A 21,395-nucleotide genomic window follows, 5' to 3' on the forward strand; every position below is an offset into this window, starting at 1 on the left:
CCTAGCGCTCCCGCGGATTGAGGTTGGGCTCGAACGGCGCCCCGACCACCCGAACCGGCGTCGGCGTGGCCCCGTCTATTGCTACCGTTTCAGCCCGCTGCTTTGCCGGAGCCGGCCAGGGAGCCTGTTCGAACAGCGCAACAGCCCCGGCCAAGGCGCTACAGCACAGCGTCACCGTGGCCAGCAGAAACATGTTTCGATTTTCTTCCCTGATCCGCATGGGTCGACAACGGCAGACGCCCTTGACCGGTTCCGTCTGACCATGCCCGGATCGCTCCCCAAACTGCCGGCCGGACGCGATCAGGACATGGCCAGGACAAATCTTCAAAGACAAATCTTCAAAACCACGGATCGAGGTCGCCTCACGGCAGCGCAGATCGAGGTTGAGAAGCAAGCCGCCCATCAGCGCAAGCGCGACATGGTCAACCTTGCCGACGGCTTTGAGCGCGCAGCCGGCGAGATCAAGACGGTGGGCGCGGCGTCCACCGAGCTTGAAGCGTCGTCCTCGACGCTGGCCAAGTGCTTTCCACGGCCAAGATGCTGGCGAGCGACAGCAACCGGCTGGGTGGCACAAACTCCGGCGGCACGGCGCCCCGGCAAGCAGCTGATTTATTGCGGCAGCAAGAGGGACATCGCGATCGCGAACACGAAGCCTGTTGCGACGATCGCCGCGACAGCACCCGCGGTGATCTTGGCGATCTCTCGGCTGGTATAGGGACGCATGGGATGCGCATGCTACCTCATGTTGAACTCTGATCCAATCTGTGGTCAGTAGCCCGCGCCCGAAATGCGTGCGGCCAACGTCCATTCCCGAAGGTCGATCCATGAACGAGGATATCAGCGACGGCTGGACCGCGTCCGCGGCTGCTTGGATCGTCGAGCAGGGTGAAGACGGCGACTATGGTCGCCGCTTCGTGCTGGACGCGCCGATGCGAGCGCGGATCGAAGGGCGCGGCTTCCGCAATGCGCTCGACGTTGGCTGCGGGGAGGGGCGCTTCTGTCGCATCATGCAGCGCGCCGGCATCCGCACCACTGGCATCGACCCGACCGAAGCGCTGCTCGCGCGTGCCATGAAATTGGACCCGCAGGGCGACTACCGGCTTGGCCGAGCTGAAACAATGAAGATCGAAGCGCCATTTGATCTGGTCGGCAGCTATCTCAGCCTGGTCGACATGCCCCATCTCGGTGCAGCGATCGGGAAGATCGTGGCAGCGCTGCGGCCGGGCGGTACGCTGCTGATTGCCAATCTGACCAGCTTCAACACCGCGGGTCCGCCCGACGGCTGGACGCGTGACGGCGACGGCGCCTTGCGCTTCAACATCGATCATTACATGGAGGAGCGGTCGACTTGGGTGACATGGCGCGGCATCCGAATTCTGAACTGGCATCGTCCGCTCAGCACCTACATGACGGCGCTACTCGATCAGGGGCTCCTGTTGCGCCTTTTCGTCGAGCCGCAGCCCAGCGGCGGCGACCCCGACAGGAATGCCTTTCATCGCCGGGTGCCTTACTTCCCATCATGGAGTGGCAGAAACCGGTTTGAGGATGGGATGAGATTCGGATGGAACGCATGACCACAGTGTTCACAACGTAGTCTTAAGGTCCGGACGATGATCTCCAAGCGCCCACCCGTGCTCGCCCATGAGCGGTTCACCGCCGACCGCGAGAATTTTGTCGGCCCCGGCCTCGCCGCGCGGTTCGAGCGGATCGAGCGGACTAACCTGTGGGGTGCGGCCAGTTCGGTGTCGGGCCTCGGCTCGGAGGATCCCGCGACCGTCGCGGTCCGCGAGATGCTTCCTGCACTGCTGCAACGGCTCGGCGCGCGCTCGCTGCTCGATGCGCCCTGCGGCGACGCGGGGTGGATCGGCCGCCTGAAGCTGCATCTCGACTACACCGGCATCGACATCGTGCCGTCGCTGATCGCGGCCAATCGCAAGCGCGTGGCTGGCGGTGAGTTGTCAGGCCGGTTTCTCGTTGCCGACATCACGCGCGATGCACTGCCGCGCGCCGATGTGGTGCTGTGCCGGGACTGCTTGGTGCATTTGAGTTTCGACAACATCGTCCGCGCCGTCGCGAACTTTCGCGCCAGCGGCGCACGTTTCCTGCTGGTCACGACGTTTCCCGAATGGGACGACAATCGCGATTGCGAGGACGGCGACTGGCGGGCGCTGAACATGGAGAAGGCGCCGTTCGACTGGCCGGCGCCGCGCGAGCTGATCAACGAGCGTTGCGAGGAGGGCGATGGCGGCTGGCGCGACAAGAGCCTCGGGCTGTGGCGGCTGGATGAACTGCCCGATCGTGTCCTCACTGCCCCGGGGGATATGACGGATGCGGGCGGAACGTCCGTTGCGTGAGTGATTGCCGTCGCGCTATACTTTTGGTTGCATGATGCCGTCTCGCATTGCGGTGACGATGTTGGAGCACGCCATGAGACCGAGTGTTGTCGCCGTCGCCATGCTGGTCTGGTGCTGCGCGCCTGCGCTGGCGCAGCAGGACGGCGCTGCGCTCTACGCAAGCCACTGCGCGCAATGTCACGATGGCGGTGATGGCCAGAGCCGTGTGCCAGGCCACGGCGCCATGCAGGCGATGTCGTTCGATCATGTGCTGGGAACGCTGACTTCCGGCAGCATGGCGGCGATGGCGAAGGACCGCAGCGACTCGGAACGGCGCGCGATTGCAGCCTTCGTTACCGGCAAGGCCGCGGTGGGCGACAATGCAGTCGATGCGGAGGGACGCTGCACGCAGCAGGTCAATTTCTTTCCGCAACCGCTCGATGGTCCGCGCTGGAATGGCTGGGGCGTCGACGCTGCCAACAGCCGCTTCCAGTCGGCCGAAATGGCCGGCCTCACCGCGGAAGAGGTGCCGCGCCTGCGGTTGAAATGGGCTTATGCCTTTCCCGGCGCCTCGGTGTCGTTTGCGCCGCCGACCATCGTGGGCGGTCTGCTGTTTATCGGCGGCACTGACCGCAAGGTGCACGCGCTGGACGCGCGAAGCGGCTGCACGCGGTGGACGCTGCCGACCGATGCCGCGGTGCGCGCGGCGATCAGCTTCGGGCCGCTTCCCGGCACCGATCAGTTCGCGATCTTCTTCGGTGACCTGCGCGCCAATGCCTATGCGGTGAACGCACTGACTGGCGCGCTGATCTGGAAGACGAAGGTCGAGGAGCATCCGGCAGCGCGCATCACTGGCGCGCCGACGCTGCATTCCGGCGTGCTCTATATCCCGGTCTCCTCGCTGGAGGAGGCCGCCGGTTCGCAGGCCAGTTACGAATGCTGTACCTTCCGCGGCAGCGTGGTCGCGCGCGAGGCAGTGACCGGCAAGCCGGTGTGGCAGGCCTACACGATCCCCGAGGTGCCGCATCCGACCGGCAAGAATGCGAGAGGCACGCAGCTGTTCGGCCCGTCCGGCGCGGCGGTTTGGTCGGCACCGACGATTGATCCGAAACGCAACGCCGTCTACGTCGCGACTAGCAATTCCTATTCGAATCCACCCGCCGCAACCGCCGATGCGGTCCTCGCCTTCGAGCTTGCGACCGGTAAGCTGCTCTGGAAGCAGCAGGCGACCCCGAGCGACGCCTTTATCGTCGCGTGCTTCGGCGCGGACAAGACCAATTGTCCTGAAGATCACGGGCCCGACCACGATTTTGGCCAGTCGCCGATCCTCGTGACCTTGCGTGACGGCAGGCGCGTTCTTGCCATCGCGCAGAAGTCCGGCGTCGTGCACGCGCTCGATCCTGATGATGGCGGCAAGATCCTGTGGCAGACGCGGATCGGGAAGGGCGGTGCGCTCGGCGGCAGCGAGTGGGGCTCGGCCGCCGACCAGGATCGCATCTCTGTCGCGAACTCCGACGTGCGGTTCCTGCGCGATGGTACGCGGCGGCTCGATGCCACCCAAGGCGGCGGCCTGTTCGGCCTCGACCTCGCCAGTGGGAAAATTGCGATGGAAGTATCTCCTGTCGCCTGTGGCGATCGCCTCCAATGCAGCCCTGCGCTGTCGGCTGCCGTGAGCCTGATCCCCGGCGTCGTGTTTTCCGGCGGCGTCAGCGGCTTTCTGCGCGCCTACGCGACAGCCGACGGAAAGCTGTTGTGGGAATACGACACGGCGCGAGACTATACGACGGTGAACGGCGCCCCTGGTCATGGCGGCGCGATCGACGGCCCCGGGCCGATCATCGCCGGCGGAATGCTCTACACCAATTCCGGCTACGGCCAGTGGGGCGGCGTCGCCGGCAACGCACTGCTAGCGTTCGAGGTTGCGAAGGAGTGAGGGTCCGTCCTGGATTGCTCTGCGCTCCAGCCGAGCGACAGAACCTGTCAGCCAATTGAGGAGGAAGGAGCTTCGATGATCGATGCCCAATGCAGGTGCGGCGCTTCACGGCCTCGATGTCGGCTTCCGAGAGACCTTCGGCGATCATGCGCTCGCGATCCTCCGGACGCACCACAGCGCCGTGTCCTTGGGCGTCCAGCAGCGTGTAGGTCCACAAGGCCCGCCTGTCGTCCGCCCGCGCCTTGTCGGCGTTGAAACCAGGCGCGTTCTTGGCGGCGAACGCCACCAGGTCGAGCTTGGCCACGTGCTTCTCGACGACAGCGTGGAGCATTGTCTCGATTTGAGACCGTGATAGCTGATCGGTACCACCAGCAAGCATGGCAACATCATCCAAGAACACGTCGGGTGGCTACCCAGGTAAACCTGGTGCCGACGAAATACCACGTCCTTCGGCAAATGATCGAAGGCGTGCAGGCCGCGCCGACCGCCATGAACATGGACGTGGCCCAAGGCACTTACTTTCGCGGCATCAGGCTTGCGCTGGCCCAGTCCGAGCGCCGTTATGGCGGGATGAGGATCGAAGACGAAGGGCTGGTGGAGCGCCTGTTGCTCGCGAGAAACGATCCCCCGAAGCCGACTTTGCCGGCAGCCAGCCCTATCGTTGTTCGCACCGACGATGCACCGAGGCACGAAGCGCCGCCGGTCCCGCAATTCATTCCCATGGCTGATTTCCTGCAGTTCGCGGAGCGCGTGGCCCAGCAAAATGCCGCCGACAATCACTGGGATGAGAAAACGCAGCGGCAGGCCAGGAGCATCGCCGGTCTGTTCGTCAAATTCATGGTCCAGGATCAGCGCATCCAGGATCTGGGCCTGCTGCGCCAGGAGCACGTCGGCAAGTTCGTCGATTTCCTTCGTTTTGATATATACAAGCACTACGGCAAATCGGTGCGCGACGAGAGCCTGACGATCGAGCAACTTCGCGAAAAAGGGCGTTCTGTCGAGAAGGCCAAGCGCGGTATCGGCGGCGAAACCCTTAATCGGCATCTAACCTTCCTTGGTCAGATCCGCGACCACGCTATCGCGCGTGGCTCCAAGAGTCTGGAAGGCATCGACCTCACGAAACTGCGCGCGAAAAGCCGCGGTAAGAACAAGCGTGCCCGCGACGAGAGGACGAAGCTGCCCATCGATCGCGCCAGGGCGATCTTCCTGACGGCGCCGTTCAGCAACTGTGCCAGCTGGGACGAACTCGGGAAATGGGGCGAGGAGGGCGGCTCCCAGGTCTTCCACTGTGCGCTCTATTTCGTTCCGATCCTCATCTACTATACGGGCGCGAGGCGCGAGGAGCTTTGCGGTGCGATGGTGGACGATATCATCTTCGATCGCGAAGGCTGCAGGCCGTACATCCACATTGCGGCCAACGAGCAGCGGCGCATCAAGAACGCTCAGTCGAAACGCAATATTCCGATCCATCCGGAACTGATCCGATTGGGCTTCCTCGACTACGTCGGGAAGATCAAGGCGCTCGGATACAAGCTGCTCTTCCCGGACCTGTACTCTCCCAGCAGCCGTTCGCCGCTGGGCAACCGTTTCTACAAGCTGTTCAAGCCGATCCTCACGGCTGCCAAGATCACCGAAGAGGGGCTGGGTGCCCATGCCGTGCGTCATCTGTTCGGCGCGCAGCTGAAAAAGAAGCTGTTGACGAAGGAGGATCGCGCGGATCTCCTCGGGCACGGCGGCGACAGCGAAACCAGTGAACGCTATTGCGAGCCGCACGAGCTCGACACGTTGTTCGAGTTCATCATGAAGCTCGAGGTGATTACAAGCCATATCGAGTCGCGTGACATCAACCTTATTCCATGGGTTGAGAAGAAAGAAGTGGCGCCTTTTTCGCAGCCGTCTCGTGCAAAACGTTAGGATGGAAGCGTTGGCCTCGTTACCTGATTGGCCGCCGTGGCCCCGATACGTCATAATATTTGGCGATGCTCATCTTTGGATTTGTTGCGTTACTCTCGCACGCATCACTGAGGGCGCTGGGCGCTGAGATGTCGAGCAAATGCGAAACCGTTTCGTATTTGTCAGACGAGCAGAGGGGTCCGAAGGGATGTACCAAGGGTACATCGTATGTGAAGCTAAGCCGAATTAGCTGCCTCTCCACACAAATTAGCACCCCAGTCAGCGTTTTCTAGTTGCGATCCTGCGCTTGTCTTCCGCAAGATAAGGGGGAGGTCTAGCCTCGAATGCCAACCGCGTCCTTGGCCTTTCCGTTGAGCGTTGTACCACGGTGGCGTCGTTTCTGAGTCATGCTTCCGTTCGCGCATTTGCGATGATCTCGCAGTGCGCAGCTCATCTGTGAGGTCATTATGGCTTTCGATTACTCGGACATCCCTCCCAACGAAACACAGCAATTGCGGCTCATAGCGCAACGCGTCAAGAAGCTTCTGCCCACCATCATTCCGGCCATCATCCAGGTGGGTACGCATTTGGAAGAGGCCAAGTCGATGATCCCACACGGGCGCTTTGGCGCCTACTGCCTAGAGGAGATGGGTATCTCCGATAAATCAGCGCAGAACTATATGAACCTGGCTAAACTTGCACGCAGCCAAGATCCCGCCGAATTGGCGAAGTTAGCTGCGGGTGCAGCATACGAATTGGCCGCAAAGAGCACTCCCGAGACGGTGGTTTCTGAGGTTCTGTCCGACGTGCGTGCTGGACGTTCAGTTTCTGAGGGCGAGGTGAAAGAGCGTATTGCCAAAGCTAGGGGCCGTTTGCATGCGCGCCAGATCGATCAGATCGCTGAGTTGCTGATTGAAGCACTCGATCCTGACCGCGTCCGCGAAATCGAATCTTTTCTTCGCCTGGCGCACTCAGTGGCAATTTCGGCCCTTGCTGGCAGGCTGAGGGAAGCCCTGAACGTTAACGTCGCGCCTCCTTCCCGCGGCCTGAACTAGACTAGCGGCGCCGAAAGTACCCTAGCGGTTGCGGCGATGCTGATCTGCATTTAACGAAAGCAAGCCGATGCCCAGAACTCTGGAATCATAATCCTGGGGTCGGGGGTTCGAGTCCCTCTCCCGCTACCAATAAAACACGCACTTTTGGCTGCCCGCGTCTGGTCGCGCATCTTTCGTACCACGCTTCGTACCACATTTGGATCAGCCTTGTCGCGGAACCCGTTATGGGAGCTGCCAAGGCTTTGCTATTTTTGGTCAGTGCAGATCGGGTGTAATTGCGGATGACGCAGCTCGCGCCTGAAGCTACCCCTCCCACTTTGCGCAAAGGGGGCCAGTCGCTGGTTCTAAGCGGTACGGATGGCAAAGTAGCGGCAGGAGGCCTCGTCGCGGCTCTTGAAGCCGGACTATCGGGGGTTCGAATCCCTCGCTCTCCGCCATAATAAAACAGCTTCGAGAAAGTCCCGTAAAATCAGGCCTTACTGCACTCCAGAGGTCTCTGGTGTAGCCCAGGGTGTAGCGCCAAGGTGGCCCCAATTTGCCATGGCCGACGGCGAAAGACAACTTCGTCAAGCCCGACGCGCAAACCAAGCTGCTGATGTCGAGGCGGAAAACCAGCGGCGTACCCCCGTCCACGATGGTCAAAAGAGGATCGACGACGTGATCACGGAGGCAGAAGCAAAGACAATCGCGCGATGCGTCGGGAAACCGACGTTGAGTCCGCGGCCTCGATCGTTGCGCCGCTCTATTGGGCCCAGCGCGAAGATGCGACACGGTTCCGCTCGAAACGGCACGGCCTTCTTTCTGCGCACGCCCGAGGCTCTATTCGGGGTGACCGCGGCGCACGTCGTCGAGGGCCCGGTGGATGGCGCGAATCGTGCGCGCGACACGGAAGCGCGCCGTTGCGGCTCGGCGCCAAGAACGGGACGTGGGTCGAGCCGCCGTGGGACGCCCGCTGCGTCGACATCGATATCGACATCGCGACGTTCATGATCTCGCCGCGCGAGTTCGAGGCGCGCACCGCCCCCTATGTCGTCGAGTCTCATAGTCGGTGCGCTACCCCGGAGAATCGTCGCTGTGGTATTTGGCCGTGTCATGAGTCGATACCCACCATGGCAGGAGGTCGCCTGGAGCGCTGCGACAACGAGCTTGGCTGTCATTCGCGCAGTGGACGTGACTATCGACTTGTTATTAATCAGTGCTGCATCTCTCGCGCCCGGCCCTGGACGTTGTGGATCATCGGGATATCGCCGGATGCATCGATCTCTAGAGCGCGACAACATCCCAGTCGGGCCGCAGCGCTTGTCCCAATCTCGCTCTCAATATGTACTGGAGCGTCATAAGCGCCATCCTGCTTTAGAATTTGCGGCCTAGGCGTCCCAAAGCTGCCTCAAGGTCAGTCTCGGCCTGCACGAGAGCACTCAGGGCTTCATGCGGGAAAGGAGCCGATCTCGGAAGCCATACTGGTGTACTAGTGCGGCAGCTGCATGCAATGCGGCGATCACAACGGTCGTATTGGCTCCAATTCCATGCCAACCCTGGATGGCACGCAGAGTCGTCGGATAGTGCGCACCGAACTGCGGGACCGACCACGTCCCGAAGAGGGTGGCGCCCCTATAAGATGCATCGAGTGTTCCCAATAGCAACACCATGGCGAGGAGGAGGTAAAGGCTGCCGTGCGTGAGTTTGGCTGTGAGATGTTGTACTCCGCCACTGACTGACGGCAGAGTGCGACCGAATTGCATCCGCCAGACAACTCTTGTGGGCAGCACAACGAGGAGGATAGCTCCGACCACAATATGCACAGACCACATCGCCGCACGATCTGGTCTTGGAAACCAATCGGCAGTTTGCCCAATAACCCACAGTATCACAACGAATGCGACCGTGATCCAATGCAGCCAGATGGTGATCGGGTCATAACGCGCGACGTCATCAAGCAGGTGTTCTTCTCTTGACGTCATTGGCCTTACCTCGTCATACGCCAGTGTTTGCTCGGCAATCCGCTACGGCCGCGATCAGAACGTACGCAGATTGATGAAGCCCATCGACTAAAATCGCCGTTCAAACACTAAATCGGAATCTAGAAAACTTAGCCGCTGGTGTGCTGCATCGTGGAGAGCTGCATAGCCTTTCGGTAAGAATGCCATTGGCAGGGTATAGCGGCCTTCCATCTAACTAATGACCGCAGTGGCTTTGCGGATGGGATCGGCTCCATTCTGGCTGTCGAATGCAGCTGATGCCGGTCGCCCACATTATCACGCGCATTGGTGGCGATCACGGTCACCCTGACTCTGATCTTGCTCTTGCGAATCATCTAGGACAGGCGATGCGTGGCAGCATTCTGTCCGACGTTGGAGGAGATAGCAGCATTTGAGCAGGTGAGATGTGCTCAGGAGCCGAAGCGTCTGGACGCGCGATTACGCAAGCCACAAGGCAGGCAGCGTCGCCTGTACGATGCGGCAAACGGGGTGCGGCGCTTTGCAACAGCCGCACCGGCTTTGATGCTTTGCCTTGCCTTGCGGCGAGCGTTAGCGATGCCGAGGCCGCACATAAATGTTGCCTCCGGCGAACACGGGAGCTGCACCGCCGGCTCGGTCCAGGCCCATCCTGCCTGCAGGCGTCAATCCCCCGCCATTCAGCACATCCCGGTTGGGATACATCGATGCGAAGGCGGCGGGCTCCTGATCCGCGAAGGACCAAGCTGCAAATGAAGATGGCATTGTCGCCGTCGAGATCAGCGTCGCGGCGATCAGAGTGTTGAAAGCAGTCATATTCGTTCTCCGTTCTCTCACTCGTGCGGAGAGTTCGCAGCTTGCGCTGACGGCTGCTCTGTCGGGGGCGTTTCCACGGGAGTTTATTCTGCGCTACCGATGTAGGTAGGCCCGGCAATAATTCGGTGCTATCGCGGATCACTCTTCCGAGACGGTGAAATCGAGTGGGGGCTGCTGCGATCGCCGCGCGCGGATGCGGGAAACCGCATGCACAGTCGTGATTCCACTCACGCGATTGTGCCGGGTCGGAGCGCAACGTTTCCTTAGATAGAAGACCAGGTCACGGGAGCACGTGGGGCGTGAATCGTGATGCACTTCCGTCGGGGCCTGCGGTCCTGCGATGAAAGCTCCGCTGCGCGCCACGAACAGCCATCCCCTAACGAAATGCTGCAGCGGATCGATCAGTCGCGGCTGTCGCAAGATCCGCGCACACGGTTTGAAGAGCTTGCACGAATTGGAGGAAGTTCGATGCGTTGCGGCTTGGCCCTGGCTGTGCTGATGGGCCTGTTCACTTCTGCAAGTGCTACGACCGTCCACTACTCGCGAGCGCCTCATCGTTCGATTGTGTGCCATGGCAAAGGCGAGATCTTGTTCGGGCCGTCCGGTCGGGCATACGCCGAACGCGCGGGAACGTTGCGAAGGGGCCAACTGTCTGCAAACCTTCGTTCGACGGGCGGGTAACATGTCTTGCCTCAGTCCAGCCGTAGTCACTCGCCCCACTATGGCTCGGGCGTAAGAGCACCGGGTAGATTGATTCGGGCAGGCGCGCGTTGAGGGCGCAGTGTGAAACGGGCCCACCCACGAGGTAGGCGGCCAGCGTCACGACGAGAAGGGAAGTGCTCGTGTGCGGAATTTGATGTAGAGGCATGGCCGGTTTGCCGACCGCACGGGCGCTGTTCAAGCGACCGCCATGGACTGCCAGGATCGCGGTTGCGACAACAGCGGCTGGATTGCCCTAAATTGCCGGCGCCCACCGTTTGTGGTCCGGCACCGGGACGTCAAAGCCGTTTAAGGTGACCGAAACAAGGCAGTACAGGCCAACGAGGTAGATGAGTTCTGCGGCACCCTCCTCGCCGAAAACCCTCACGGCTCGCCGGTGGATGATCTCTGGAAGGACGGCGCCAGAGACCAAGGCGGAAGCAACCTCATGCGACCGCTTCCTCATCCGTGAGATTTCCTGGGCATTGCCCGGCCGCGATTGCCGCGATCTTGTCTTCTGATAGACCGGCCGCTTCCGCGATAGAGACATGGGCGTAAAGCTCGTACGCCGAACAAAAATGCGCTCCGGTGACAAGGATTGCAACTTCACGCACCAAACCTGGCAGCGTCGGCGAGAAGGACAGAACTTTGACAAGCTCCCAAATTGGTCCGCCGAACTTTGAGAAGCGCAGCCACGGATTCCACGGGCCAATCAAAATGCCCTGACCATTAATGGCTTCAAATCCCTTGAATTTCGTTTCGATCCCGCTCCGCATGTCGCGATAGAGCATCTTTTGTTCGGGAGTTGAGTTCAGAGGTTGAGAGAAGAGCCAGACGCATGCGAAGTTCCTTTCTTGGCAGCAGGATAGGGTGATCGCGACGGTCGCGCTCACAATGGCTGAGGCCGGCGGTGTAACAGGTGCCGCTCTATTGGAGCGGCTAAGCACGTCTGTTGGTAAGCAGTGAAACTTTCAATTGAGCGGGACACCGCTGACATTTTGATCCGACGGAGATGTCCTGCTCGGCACGCGGATTGCGACGACGCCGTGGTTAAGGGCCTGATGGCACGAATTGCATGCGTCGGTCAGGCCGGCGTAGGTCTTGGCGAATGCCGTGCCATCCTTGGCTTGGATCGCACCGTTGAGCTCCCTGAACGGCTGTTCCATGACGGAGGCAATCATCTGCGGAAGAGATGTCTGCTGGTCGGTTGGATGGGACCGCCCGAGCCGATCGAATGCGCCACGGAGCGCCCGAAGTTCGTAGGCCGCAAAATCCCAGTTTCCCTCCTGCTCGGCTCGCCAAAGTCGTTCGTGCCGCGGCTGGATCGTCTCGATCATCAGATCGCTGATGCTCGGCAAATATCGGATAGCGGCCGGCGAGGGCGCTTCAGGCCCGGCGGAGACGCTACGCGAGCTCACAAGAACGGTCGCCAAGAAGGCGGCCAGGGCAATTGCGACAATGGCAGCCAAGATCGGGCGGCGCCGGATGTGTGCTGCTCCTGGCTCGATCATGAGCGCACCGGAAGTGTGGGCCAGGCCTCGTCAGGGAGGTTAATAACAATGGGCATCGCGGTGCTGCGCACGACGATCCATCGAAACGGTTCCTGCTTCGAAGGATTGATCTCCATGTGCAGCAGGAGGGCGGGCACATGAATGAAATCGCCGGCCATCGCCTTCGCGACAGTTTCGCCTCTCTCGCCCCAGCGGATCTCGCAGATGCCCGAAAGGACGTAGGCAATCGTCTCTTGCTCTCCGTGATGATGAACACCGGTTTGTGATCCCGGTCCCACTTCAAACAGTCCACCCCAGATTGCCGAAGCGATATTGAGCTCCGGTGCGATCGCGGCGTGACGCTCGCATCCCGGCGTCTGCGCCGTTCCCCGATCGAATTGGGCGGGGCTGACGATGTTGATTGTCGCAGAAGTACTCATGGCGTCCCGACGTGATTTTGATGCTCACTTGGTGAGTTAGGTCGCCTCGATTAGAGAACCATTATATTCCAGTTTAATGATCCGGCTGGTAGTGGCATACGCAGCTGAGGTGCCAAGCTGATCAACTCCCCAGTGCCGGTCACCGCCGAAGCCGCGCCGAGCTCTTCGAGCATGCCAACTCTCGCTTTAGTAATGCTCAGCTGTCGAACCGATCTTGCCGCGAAATACGAAGTAGTTGATCGCCGTGTAGAGCAGCATCAGCGGGAAGACGAACAGGCCGGCGCCCCAGAACATGAAGGCGAGGCTCGCGTGAGGCGCCGCGGCCTCATCGATGGTGATGGCGAACGGGATCATGTAGGGCCAGAACGAGATCGCGAGCGTGCCGAACGCGGCCACGAAGATGAGTGCCACCATCGGAAACGGTAGTGCATCCTGACGAAGTCGGACGCTTGTAGCGAGCATGATGGCGGCCAGTGCGCCGGCTATCGGGAAGACAAACAGGGCAGGTCGGTCGAGCCAGCGCATCATTACCGGAAGGTCCTCCGCCAAGGCGTAGCCAAATACGATGGCCAGGAAGGCGAACAGGGCCACCGACAAATAGGGAATGAAACGATAAGACGCCTCGCGAACGTCGGCCTCACACTTCCGTACCAGCCAGCAAGCGCCCAGCAGTGCGTACCCAAGACAGAGCCCAACGCCGCACAACACCGAAAACGGACTTAGCCAGCCGGAGGCTCCACCGACATAGCGCGCGCCGACCATCGGAAGACCCTCAACCAGTGCGCCCACCATCAGGCCCTGCATGAATGCCGCGGCCAAGGAGCCACCCGCGAATGCAGCGTCCCAGATCCACCGCATCCGTGCTGCCTTACCACGAAACTCGAACGCGACGCCGCGCAGGATCAGTCCGGCCAGCATCAGCAAGACCGGCAAATAGAACGCCGAAATCAGTGTCGCATACGCAAGCGGGAACGCTCCCCACAACACGACGCCGGCGCTCACCAGCCAAGTCTCGTTGCCGTCCCAGATCGGCGCGACCGCGTTCACCATCGCGCGCCGTGGCGCCTCACCAGGGGTGATGCCGAACAGAATGCCGACGCCGAGATCAAAGCCGTCCAGCAATACGTAAAGCAGGATGCTGATCGCCAATACCGCGACCCAGAACATCACCATCGCTATTCTCCTGCGGTGAGCGGAAGGGCGGGATTGCCTTGAAGGTCGGCCGTCGACATCGGGCGATTGGGAATGCCCGAGGTCGCCATCCCGAGGCTGCCTGCGGGGCCTGTCCGCAGCAGGCGGTAGATGTAGTAAATGCCGAACACGAAGATGAAGGTATAAAGAGCGCAGTACACCAGGAGCGAAATCGCGGCCGTACGAGTCGTCAAAAAGGGTGTCATTGCATCAGCGGTGCGGAGCAGCCCGTAGATGGTCCAGGGCTGTCGTCCGACCTCCGCTGTGAACCAGCCGGTCAGCGTCGCGATGAAAGGCAGAGGAAAGCTCAGAAAGATCGACCAGAGCAGGAGCGGATTGCGGTGAATCCGGCGCATCCAGCACCGGTAGGAGCCGAGCCAGCCTAGCGCCAACATCAAGAGGCCGCAGCCTACCATGATGCGGAACGCGAAGAAGGGAATGAGTACCGGTGGCCGGTCCTGAGGCCGAAAGCTGGTCAGGCCGACTTCCCTGGCATCAAAGCTCATGCTGCCGATCACGCTGCCGAGAATCGGAATCTTGATTTCGTACCGATTGGTCTGCGAGGCCGCGTCAGGCACAGCGAACAGAACCTCGCCCGCGGGCTGCTCGTCGTGCCAACGGCCCTCGATCGCCGCGAACTTCGCCGGCTGGTCGTCATGCGCGTAATCGCCGACGAGATGGCCAAACAGCAGTTGAATGGGAAGCAGCACGGCAGCTAGACACAGGCCCATCCGAAGCATGATACGGGCTTCCGGGGTGTAGATCCGTCTCAGCACGTACCACGCTCCCGTGGCAGCCACGCAGAACGCGCCGGTGAGATAGGCGGCGAGCAACATGTGCGGGAAACGTACCCAAACCACTGGGCTGAAAATGATCTTGAACCAATCGACCGGAATAAAGACGCCGTTTTGCATGGCGTAGCCCACCGGCACCTGCATCCAGCTGTTGTTGACCATGATCCAGAAGGCTGAGAGCGTCGTGCCCAGGGCCACCATGGCAGTGCAGAACAGATAAAACCACGGCGGAACGCGCGACCGGCCGAACAGTAGAATTCCAAAGAAGCTCGCTCCTAGTGCGAAGGCGGTAAAACTCTCGTAGGAGAGTAGCGGCCCCTGAATCGGCCCCGAGATCCGGGAGAGCTCGCTCCAGTTGGTGCCAAACTGAAACGCCATCACAATTCCGGAGACCACGCCGAGACCGAAGGCAACGCCAAAGATCTTGAGCCAGAACTCAAAGAGCGCGCGGTAGGCGGGACGTCCGGTCGCGATGTGCAATGCCTCGAGAATCGTGAGCCACGCTGCAAGACCGATCGTGAACGATGGAAAGATAATGTGGAAGGAGATGGTGAAAGCGAACTGAAGGCGCGACAGAAGCAGCGCTGTGAGTCCCATTGCTGCCTCTCTCAGCGCCAAAGATTGGACCGGGCGAGGTCCACGACCTCGTCGCTGCGTCCGCTGATCACGGCCTTGATCATGTAAAGGGTAAAGCCCTTCGCCATCTCCAGCGTGATCGACGGCGGCATCGCGAGCTCGGTTCGGTTCACAACCGCATCGATGAGAACTGGCCCGTCGTGCGCGAGCGCCGCAGCGATTCCATCATGGACCTCGGCGGGGTCTTCGAGGCGAATGCCGCGAATCCCGACGGCTTCGGCCATCGCTGCGAAGTTCGGATTCTTGAGCTCGGTTCCATAGTCAAGAATTCCTGTCGACTTCTGCTCGAGCTCGATGAAGCCCAATGCACTGTTGTTGAGCACGACGACCTTCACCGGAAGGCGCTGCTGGGCGAGGGTAAGGAAATCTCCCATCAACATCGTGAAGCCGCCGTCGCCAGAGAGCGAGATCACTTGCCGGCCCGGACACGCCGCTTGCGCACCGAGCGCTTGCGCCATCGCGTTGGCCATGGAACCGTGCCAGAATGATCCGAGTAGCCGGCGCTTGCCGTTCATCTCGAGATAGCGGGCGGCCCACACTGTCGGCAGACCGACATCGCAGGTGAATACCGCATCTTCAGCTGCCTGGTCGCTGATCGCTTTCGCGACTTGCTGAGGGTGGATCAATCCGCCGCCCGGCCTGCCGACGGCAAGCTCGTCAAGCCCTTTGCGCGCCTTGGCGTAGTGTCGCTGGGCTTGCACGAGATGCGCAGCGTCGGTCTTTTGCGTGAGCAATGGCAGCAACGCCGCAAGCGTCTCGCTCACGCCGCCAACGACTCCGACATCGACCGAGGCCCGGCGGCCGATATTCTCGGGCTGCAAATCCACCTGCGCAATGCGCGCACCACCCGCCTCCGGATAGAACTGCCTGTAAGGAAAATCGGTCCCCAGCATCAACAGGACATCGCAATCGCGCATAGCGTAATAGCCGGAAGAAAAGCCGATCAGCCCTGTCATTCCAACGTCATAGGGATTACTCCATTCAACATGCTCCTTGCCGCGCAAGGCGTGCACCATTGGTGCTTGGAGCAGTTCACCGAGGGCGAGCAGCTCGTCATGGGCGCCCGCGCATCCTGAGCCGCACAAGATCGTCACGCGGCTTGCGTCGTTGAGCAATTTCGCCAGCCGATCGAGATCGGCGGGAGCGGGTGTGACGACCGGAACAGGTGGTAGCAACATTGCGCGCTTCGGCGGTGGCGCCACTGCAGCGACCTGCAAGGCGACGTCCCCCGGAATGACGAGGACTGACGCGCCGCGCTTCCCGACCGCCTCCCGGATCGCGGTCTCCAAGGCGCGCGGCATCTGGTGGGATCCGGAGACGAGCTCGCAGTAGTGGCTGCATTCCCGAAACAGCTCTTGCGGGTGCGTCTCCTGAAAGTACCCGCTGCCGATTTCCGGTGAGGGAATGTGTGCAGCGATCGCAAGAACGGGCACGCGCGAACGGTGGCAATCGAATAGTCCATTGATGAGGTGAAGATTGCCGGGTCCGCAGCTGCCCGCGCACACAGCGATTTCGCCCGTCAGATGCGCGTCGGCCCCGGCGGCAAAGGCCGCCACTTCCTCGTGCCTGACGTGAATCCAATCGATCTTTCCATGGCGGCGAATAGCGTCGGTGAGGCCGTTGAGGCTATCGCCGACCACGCCATAGATGCGTTTGATTCCCGCAGCCGCGAGGGTTTCCACGAACTGGTCGGCGACTGTTTTGGTCGGCATTAACGCCTCCTCTGGAAAAGTGAGGACGAGCCTGGAGGGCAGCCACCGCTGCTCGCAGAATCGCAAGTTCTGTCCAAGAAGGTAGCGATGCTGGCGCGCGGAGTTATTAAATTGGCTTTTAGGCGGACTAAATTCGAGTTTACAAGCTGTGCGGCGGCTTCACTTGGCTAGGCCACCACGGCCCACAGGTTTGCGACTGAGGCGTCGAGAGATTGCGCCGTTGTCCCCTGAGGCTTTAGACGCAGCGCGAAAGGCGTGGCGACGAGCTATGGCGCTATCCTGTGCAATGCGCGTTCGCAGCTGGCCACATTTTGCAAGCCGACGCGCAGAACGTCGGCTGTGCAATGCTATCAGTGCTCGTTAAGCCTCTGCTCGCAGCATCGAGTCAGTTGGTTCGGAAAAACCAGTCGGAGCTTCGCCGCAGTCAACAGCCCCGACAGATGGAATTAATCATCTTATCGACCTTCGCCTCTTCACGGTCGATGGTGGGATTGGTCCCCAGCAAAGGGCCATTCATGCGATGGCCGTTGCTCACGGCGTCCGACGACAGCGCTGTACCCGACGAGTTGGTCCCGGGTGTAGCTGCGCTGGAGCCGAAGACGCCGCCTGTCCTGAGCGTCTGATGCAAGCCCATTCCCCCACGGGCGAATGTCGGGTTGGTTATAAGACCGAGAAAGGGGGCGAGTAGGAGAACACAGATCTTCTTCATGACGAAAGTCCTTTCATACAGAGAAGTAGGAAAGGCGCCGCAAGCGCAGAGTAACGATTCGTTGTGTGTAGATTGACGGTCAACCGGGAGCTTGCTTCGCTTGGGCAGTAACTCACAGCGCGTTGAACGTCCGTGAGCGAATATTGCATTTCGAATCCCGGCATCGACTCCGACCTGTGTGGGTGAAAGCCAAATGGTTTGGCTTCACCCTTCATAGGAGTAGTTCGATGACCAAAATCAAGCTGTTGTCGGCCGGACTGATCGCGACCGCGATGCTTGCGACGCCCGCCATGGCTCGCGAGCACTACGTAGCCCAGCGGCATGTGGCGGCGGCTGCCTCCACGGCCGAGCATGACGTTGATGGGCGTGTGTGCGTTCCGGCCCCCCGCGTGGGCGCATTTGCGACGGCGCCGTGGACGGGCGACAATGTCCCTTGCGAGCCTCAGCCGTTTTGAGTCGATAAGCCGCGCGTGCCAACGTTGGCTTCCAAGCAGCATTGGGCTGATCCATCATTCGGTCAGCCCAATGCCGTCCGACACTGCTCTCCCGACGAGAAATAGGACTGGCAGGAGCATTCCAGATCGGTCGTTCGATCGGTTGCGACACGTTGGAGCAGACTTGCGGCCCGTGAGGCTGCGGGACCTTCGGCACAGGATCGAATCACCCGCACCCGATCGCTCAAGCCTCTCTCGACTCCGGGCGACTGCGCGGATCCGGACAACCGCGTGGAAACGTCATCATGATCCCTTCGTGGATCTCCGGGACGCGGTCATATTCCCGTCTCCAGAATGACAACCAGAACGCCCGAGACAGCGTGGGTACCGGAGAAATGAAGCGTCAGGCGATCGCCCCGCTCTGCAGCGTGCGATTACGAACGTCGCATTATCGGCCTCACTCGTGTTGCGTACAAAGCGCTCCGGCGAGCTTTACGGTCCCGCTCGCCCGCTGCCGTTGTCGAAGGAAGCTCTATGCCGCTTCCATCTGTTTATCGCGCTCCTCCGGGGCGGAATTCGATGCCGACCTGTCCGGTCTGAGGTTCCTCCTGGCAGCCCGCTTGACCTTTTCAAAGGCGCAGGTTTCGATTTGCCGGACGCGCTCGCTAGAGATCGACAGTTCGCACGCCAGGACCTCGAGCGTGGCAGGGCGGTCGTTTAGCCGGCGCGCCTCAAACACGCGTCGTTCGCGTGACGTAAGAGTATCCACTGCGGCGCGCAGCGCGCGTGCTTGCTGCTCAGATTCGTCGTGTTCGGCCAGGAGCGCCTCCGCCGTCGGCGATGGGTCGACCAGCCTCGACTGCCAGTCCACCGTCTCGCTATCTTCGCTAACCAGCCTGTTCAGCGACAGGTCGCCATTCAGGCGGCTGTCCATCTCCAGAACGTCGCGAGGCGAAACCTCCAGCCGCTTAGCGATGGCATTGGCCACCTCCGGTGTGAGGCTGGACGTCTCGCTGGCAAACTTCCTCATTTCGCGCCTGAGACTGAAGAACAGCTTCTTCTGGGCAGCCGTCGTTCCGATCTTGACCAGTGACCAAGATCGAAGAATGTAATCGTGGATCGTAGCTTTGATCCACCACAGCGCGTAGGTCGAGAAACGTGAGCCGCGACCCGCCTCGTAACGTGTTGCGGCCATCACCAGACCGAGATTGGCTTCTGAGATGATGTCAGCGAGCGGGAGGCCATATCCGCGATAGCGCTTCGCCACGCTCGCGGCGAGCCGAAGATGGCTGGTCACGAGGGCATCGGCAGCTGTTTGATCGCCCAACTCTTGCCAGCGGCGCGCAAGCTGCTGCTCTTGCTCCTGTTCAAGCATCTCGAAACGGCGGATGGCGCCAGCGTACCGTCCAAACGGGGATGACTCCGTCCAATTGATCGCCGTGGTTTCCAAACTGGTCTGCGCGACGACTACGTTGCAATCCTGCATGATGCAGCTCCGATGATTGAGCCCAGCATCTATGGATTAAGGAACAAGCTGCCGATGCGCTATTAAAAGGCAGTTCCGGTGTTTAAATTCCCTGTTAGCGCAGGGGCGTGACTGAGGGCGCGCTCGGCGCAGGTTAGTGGCGGGAATCTCAAGCGGCGGTGGAGCTTGACGCAACTTCCTGCGCCAGCGCGGGCCGGCCGCCGAACGTTTGCTGCAGGCGATCAAGATAGAGGTAGACCAAAGGAGTGGTGAACAGCGTCAGAAGGTGCGCCAGCGTTTGCCGTTCACGGCGAGATAGCGTGCGGTCCACCCGGCTGGCAGGCCGACATCGCAGGTAAAGTCGCATTCTCGGCCGCCTGTCACTGGCGGCCTCGGCGATCTGCTGGGGATTGATCGACCACGTCTTGTGATTCTATGGTCGACGATGGGCGCTGATGATTCTCTTCCCGATGATGTGACCACGCTGCAGGCGATGCTGCGGCTGCCGACGCAGTGGTTGACCGAGCGGAAGAGCGCGAGGATGGCGGGTTGGTTAGCGGTGCCGCTGTGGAGATTGCACATGCACTTCGCGGACTTAACGCTTTTTAAGGTCTCAGCTGCTGCCGGTTTGATGGACACCGAGATTAGGTGTTTCATGAAGCCGGAGGTGGGCCATGGCGCATGGCCCTCGCGCCAATGCCCGGCGTGTTTCTGACTATCCGGCGCTGGTCTCATTTTTCAAGGGGTCGGACACGCTTGGGCTAGAACGCCGAGCCGTTCGGCAATGACGACAAGTTGAGCCAAGGACTGGATGTTCATTTTTTCCATAATCGCGTGCCGATGCGCCTTGATTGTGCGCTCGGTGCTGCCCAGTTCGCGCGCGGCATGCTTGTTTGTTTTACCCCGCACGATGATCTCGAACACCTGCCGCTGGCGCGGGGTAAGGGTTGATAGCCGCGCCCGAAGCGCTTCCACTTCGCCGTTTAGCGCGCGGATGGTCTTGTGCCGCGCTATCGCGCTTTGGACTGCTGTCACTAGCTCCTCCGCCCTTACAGGCTTGGTGAAGAAGTCGTCTGCTCCGGCCTTCACTGCCTTCACGGTGATACTCGTGTCCGGGTAGCCGGTCAGAAAGATAATGGGCAGGGTCGAGCCGAGTTCGGTTAAGCGTCTCTGCAGTTCAAGCCCGCTCAGGCCCGGCATCCGGACATCCAGAAGGATACAACCTTTGCTTTCGTATGGCCGCTGATCCAGCAATTGCTGGGCTGATGCATAAGTGATGACCCGGTACCCGGCCGCTTCCAATAGTTGCTTGATGCTTGTCCGAAGCGACGCGTTGTCATCCACGACATAAACGATGCCGGGCAATTGGCTCTCCTAGGAAGAAAGTGCTTGTTCTTGCTATTGATCTTTTTAGCGCTTTCTCCACCAAGCATCATTGCCGGTCAGTCGCTCTTGAGGGGAATTAACGATGGCTCCTTCCTAAGCGCAATTAAATTCGCAGCTGAGGATCACTCTCTTTTAAGGTGTCACTATCCTGCTGCAAGTGCTTCGCAAGTGCGCATCTAATGCCCGAAAGGGCCGATCCCTAGCCATGCCGGTGATCTTGACCACCGAGGAGGAGCGCGACGTAGGGATGCGCGCGCCGTGGGATGAGGCGAAGTTGCAACGGCCGTGGGAGCTTGTCGCTCAGCCGCCTTGCTTTCGAAGACTCGCCGCTCCCGTTTTGTCAGCGCATCCAATGCCGCGCGAAGTGCGCCAGAGTTCCGGCCGCTTCGTCGTCCCCGGCCAGGATCATCTCGGCGGTGTGCGATAGGTGCGCCAGCATTGGCTGCCAATCCGT

General features: G+C 60.8%; 17 protein-coding genes and 3 pseudogenes. 8 read left to right on the top strand and 12 right to left on the bottom strand.

Translation table 11 applies throughout. From position 1 onward, the window contains the following. Position 1 precedes the first annotated feature (1 nt). A complete protein-coding gene (locus tag RX329_RS16815) occupies positions 2-394 on the bottom strand; it encodes a hypothetical protein (protein WP_317246510.1) in 393 nt (130 codons plus the stop codon). Between the two features lie 430 nt (positions 395-824). On the opposite strand from RX329_RS16815, the pseudogene RX329_RS16825 reads away from it, so the two are divergent. The 6 genes and pseudogenes from RX329_RS16825 to RX329_RS16850 all read left to right on the top strand — a co-directional run bounded on the left by RX329_RS16825 (position 825) and on the right by RX329_RS16850 (position 7,214). Next, positions 825-1,543: pseudogene (locus RX329_RS16825) on the top strand (class I SAM-dependent methyltransferase). 67 nt (positions 1,544-1,610) lie between these two features. Next, positions 1,611-2,354 carry a class I SAM-dependent methyltransferase gene (locus tag RX329_RS16830; RefSeq protein WP_317246153.1) on the top strand — a complete coding sequence of 248 codons (744 nt, stop codon included), beginning with the start codon at positions 1,611-1,613 and terminating at the stop codon, positions 2,352-2,354. Positions 2,355-2,427: 73 nt separating this feature from the next. After that, positions 2,428-4,266, top strand: a complete 1,839-nt coding sequence (locus RX329_RS16835) for a PQQ-binding-like beta-propeller repeat protein (RefSeq protein ID WP_317246154.1) — start codon at positions 2,428-2,430, stop codon at positions 4,264-4,266. Between the two features lie 82 nt (positions 4,267-4,348). Then, positions 4,349-4,618, top strand: coding sequence for a hypothetical protein (locus RX329_RS16840; RefSeq protein ID WP_317246155.1), 270 nt, complete (start codon positions 4,349-4,351; stop codon positions 4,616-4,618). A 53-nt stretch (positions 4,619-4,671) separates the two neighbouring features. Next, the gene (locus RX329_RS16845) at positions 4,672-6,180 is read left to right on the top strand and encodes a tyrosine-type recombinase/integrase (protein WP_317246156.1); all 1,509 of its coding nucleotides are present in this window, start codon (positions 4,672-4,674) and stop codon (positions 6,178-6,180) included. 446 nt (positions 6,181-6,626) lie between these two features. Next, positions 6,627-7,214, top strand: a complete 588-nt coding sequence (locus RX329_RS16850; RefSeq protein ID WP_085384987.1) for a DUF3102 domain-containing protein — start codon at positions 6,627-6,629, stop codon at positions 7,212-7,214. A gap of 1,418 nt (positions 7,215-8,632) precedes the next feature. Here RX329_RS16850 and RX329_RS16855 read toward each other — a convergent pair. The 8 genes and pseudogenes from RX329_RS16855 to RX329_RS16890 all read right to left on the bottom strand — a co-directional run bounded on the left by RX329_RS16855 (position 8,633) and on the right by RX329_RS16890 (position 17,656). Next, positions 8,633-9,175, bottom strand: a complete 543-nt coding sequence (locus tag RX329_RS16855; RefSeq protein WP_085384986.1) for a cytochrome b — start codon at positions 9,173-9,175, stop codon at positions 8,633-8,635. Positions 9,176-10,940: 1,765 nt separating this feature from the next. Beyond that, positions 10,941-11,524: pseudogene (locus RX329_RS16860) on the bottom strand (carboxymuconolactone decarboxylase family protein). 131 nt (positions 11,525-11,655) lie between these two features. Next, on the bottom strand, positions 11,656-12,021 hold the full coding sequence (locus RX329_RS16865; protein ID WP_240544062.1) for a cytochrome family protein: 366 nt from the start codon (positions 12,019-12,021) through the stop codon (positions 11,656-11,658). A gap of 170 nt (positions 12,022-12,191) precedes the next feature. Further along, on the bottom strand, positions 12,192-12,614 hold the full coding sequence (locus RX329_RS16870) for a cupin domain-containing protein (RefSeq protein WP_085384983.1): 423 nt from the start codon (positions 12,612-12,614) through the stop codon (positions 12,192-12,194). Positions 12,615-12,800: 186 nt separating this feature from the next. After that, complete coding sequence (cydB, locus tag RX329_RS16875) at positions 12,801-13,787, bottom strand: cytochrome d ubiquinol oxidase subunit II (RefSeq protein WP_085384982.1); 987 nt, start codon at positions 13,785-13,787, stop codon at positions 12,801-12,803. 2 nt (positions 13,788-13,789) lie between these two features. After that, the gene (locus tag RX329_RS16880; RefSeq protein ID WP_085384981.1) at positions 13,790-15,196 is read right to left on the bottom strand and encodes a cytochrome ubiquinol oxidase subunit I; all 1,407 of its coding nucleotides are present in this window, start codon (positions 15,194-15,196) and stop codon (positions 13,790-13,792) included. An 11-nt stretch (positions 15,197-15,207) separates the two neighbouring features. Then, on the bottom strand, positions 15,208-16,947 hold the full coding sequence (poxB, locus tag RX329_RS16885) for a ubiquinone-dependent pyruvate dehydrogenase (RefSeq protein ID WP_317246157.1): 1,740 nt from the start codon (positions 16,945-16,947) through the stop codon (positions 15,208-15,210). 424 nt (positions 16,948-17,371) lie between these two features. Beyond that, on the bottom strand, positions 17,372-17,656 hold the full coding sequence (locus tag RX329_RS16890; protein ID WP_085384979.1) for a hypothetical protein: 285 nt from the start codon (positions 17,654-17,656) through the stop codon (positions 17,372-17,374). A 227-nt stretch (positions 17,657-17,883) separates the two neighbouring features. Here RX329_RS16890 and RX329_RS16895 point away from each other — a divergent pair, with 227 nt between their 5' ends. After that, on the top strand, positions 17,884-18,111 hold the full coding sequence (locus tag RX329_RS16895) for a hypothetical protein (RefSeq protein ID WP_085384978.1): 228 nt from the start codon (positions 17,884-17,886) through the stop codon (positions 18,109-18,111). A 511-nt stretch (positions 18,112-18,622) separates the two neighbouring features. On the opposite strand, the gene rpoH is transcribed toward RX329_RS16895, so the two are convergent. The 3 genes from rpoH to RX329_RS16910 form a co-directional block, all read right to left on the bottom strand. Further along, complete coding sequence (gene rpoH / locus RX329_RS16900; RefSeq protein WP_317246158.1) at positions 18,623-19,576, bottom strand: RNA polymerase sigma factor RpoH; 954 nt, start codon at positions 19,574-19,576, stop codon at positions 18,623-18,625. A gap of 148 nt (positions 19,577-19,724) precedes the next feature. Next, entirely contained in the window at positions 19,725-19,922 is a 198-nt protein-coding gene (locus RX329_RS16905; RefSeq protein ID WP_143273889.1) for a hypothetical protein, read from the bottom strand. 371 nt (positions 19,923-20,293) lie between these two features. Continuing rightward, on the bottom strand, positions 20,294-20,920 hold the full coding sequence (locus RX329_RS16910; RefSeq protein ID WP_085384976.1) for a response regulator transcription factor: 627 nt from the start codon (positions 20,918-20,920) through the stop codon (positions 20,294-20,296). Between the two features lie 223 nt (positions 20,921-21,143). Between RX329_RS16910 and RX329_RS16915 the strand changes: the two are divergent. Further along, positions 21,144-21,368 (top strand): annotated as a pseudogene (locus tag RX329_RS16915) (hypothetical protein); the annotation flags it as partial. Positions 21,369-21,395: the final 27 nt, after the last annotated feature.

This window comes from Bradyrhizobium sp. BWC-3-1 (assembly GCF_032917965.1).
Lineage (GTDB): Bacteria > Pseudomonadota > Alphaproteobacteria > Rhizobiales > Xanthobacteraceae > Bradyrhizobium > Bradyrhizobium canariense_D.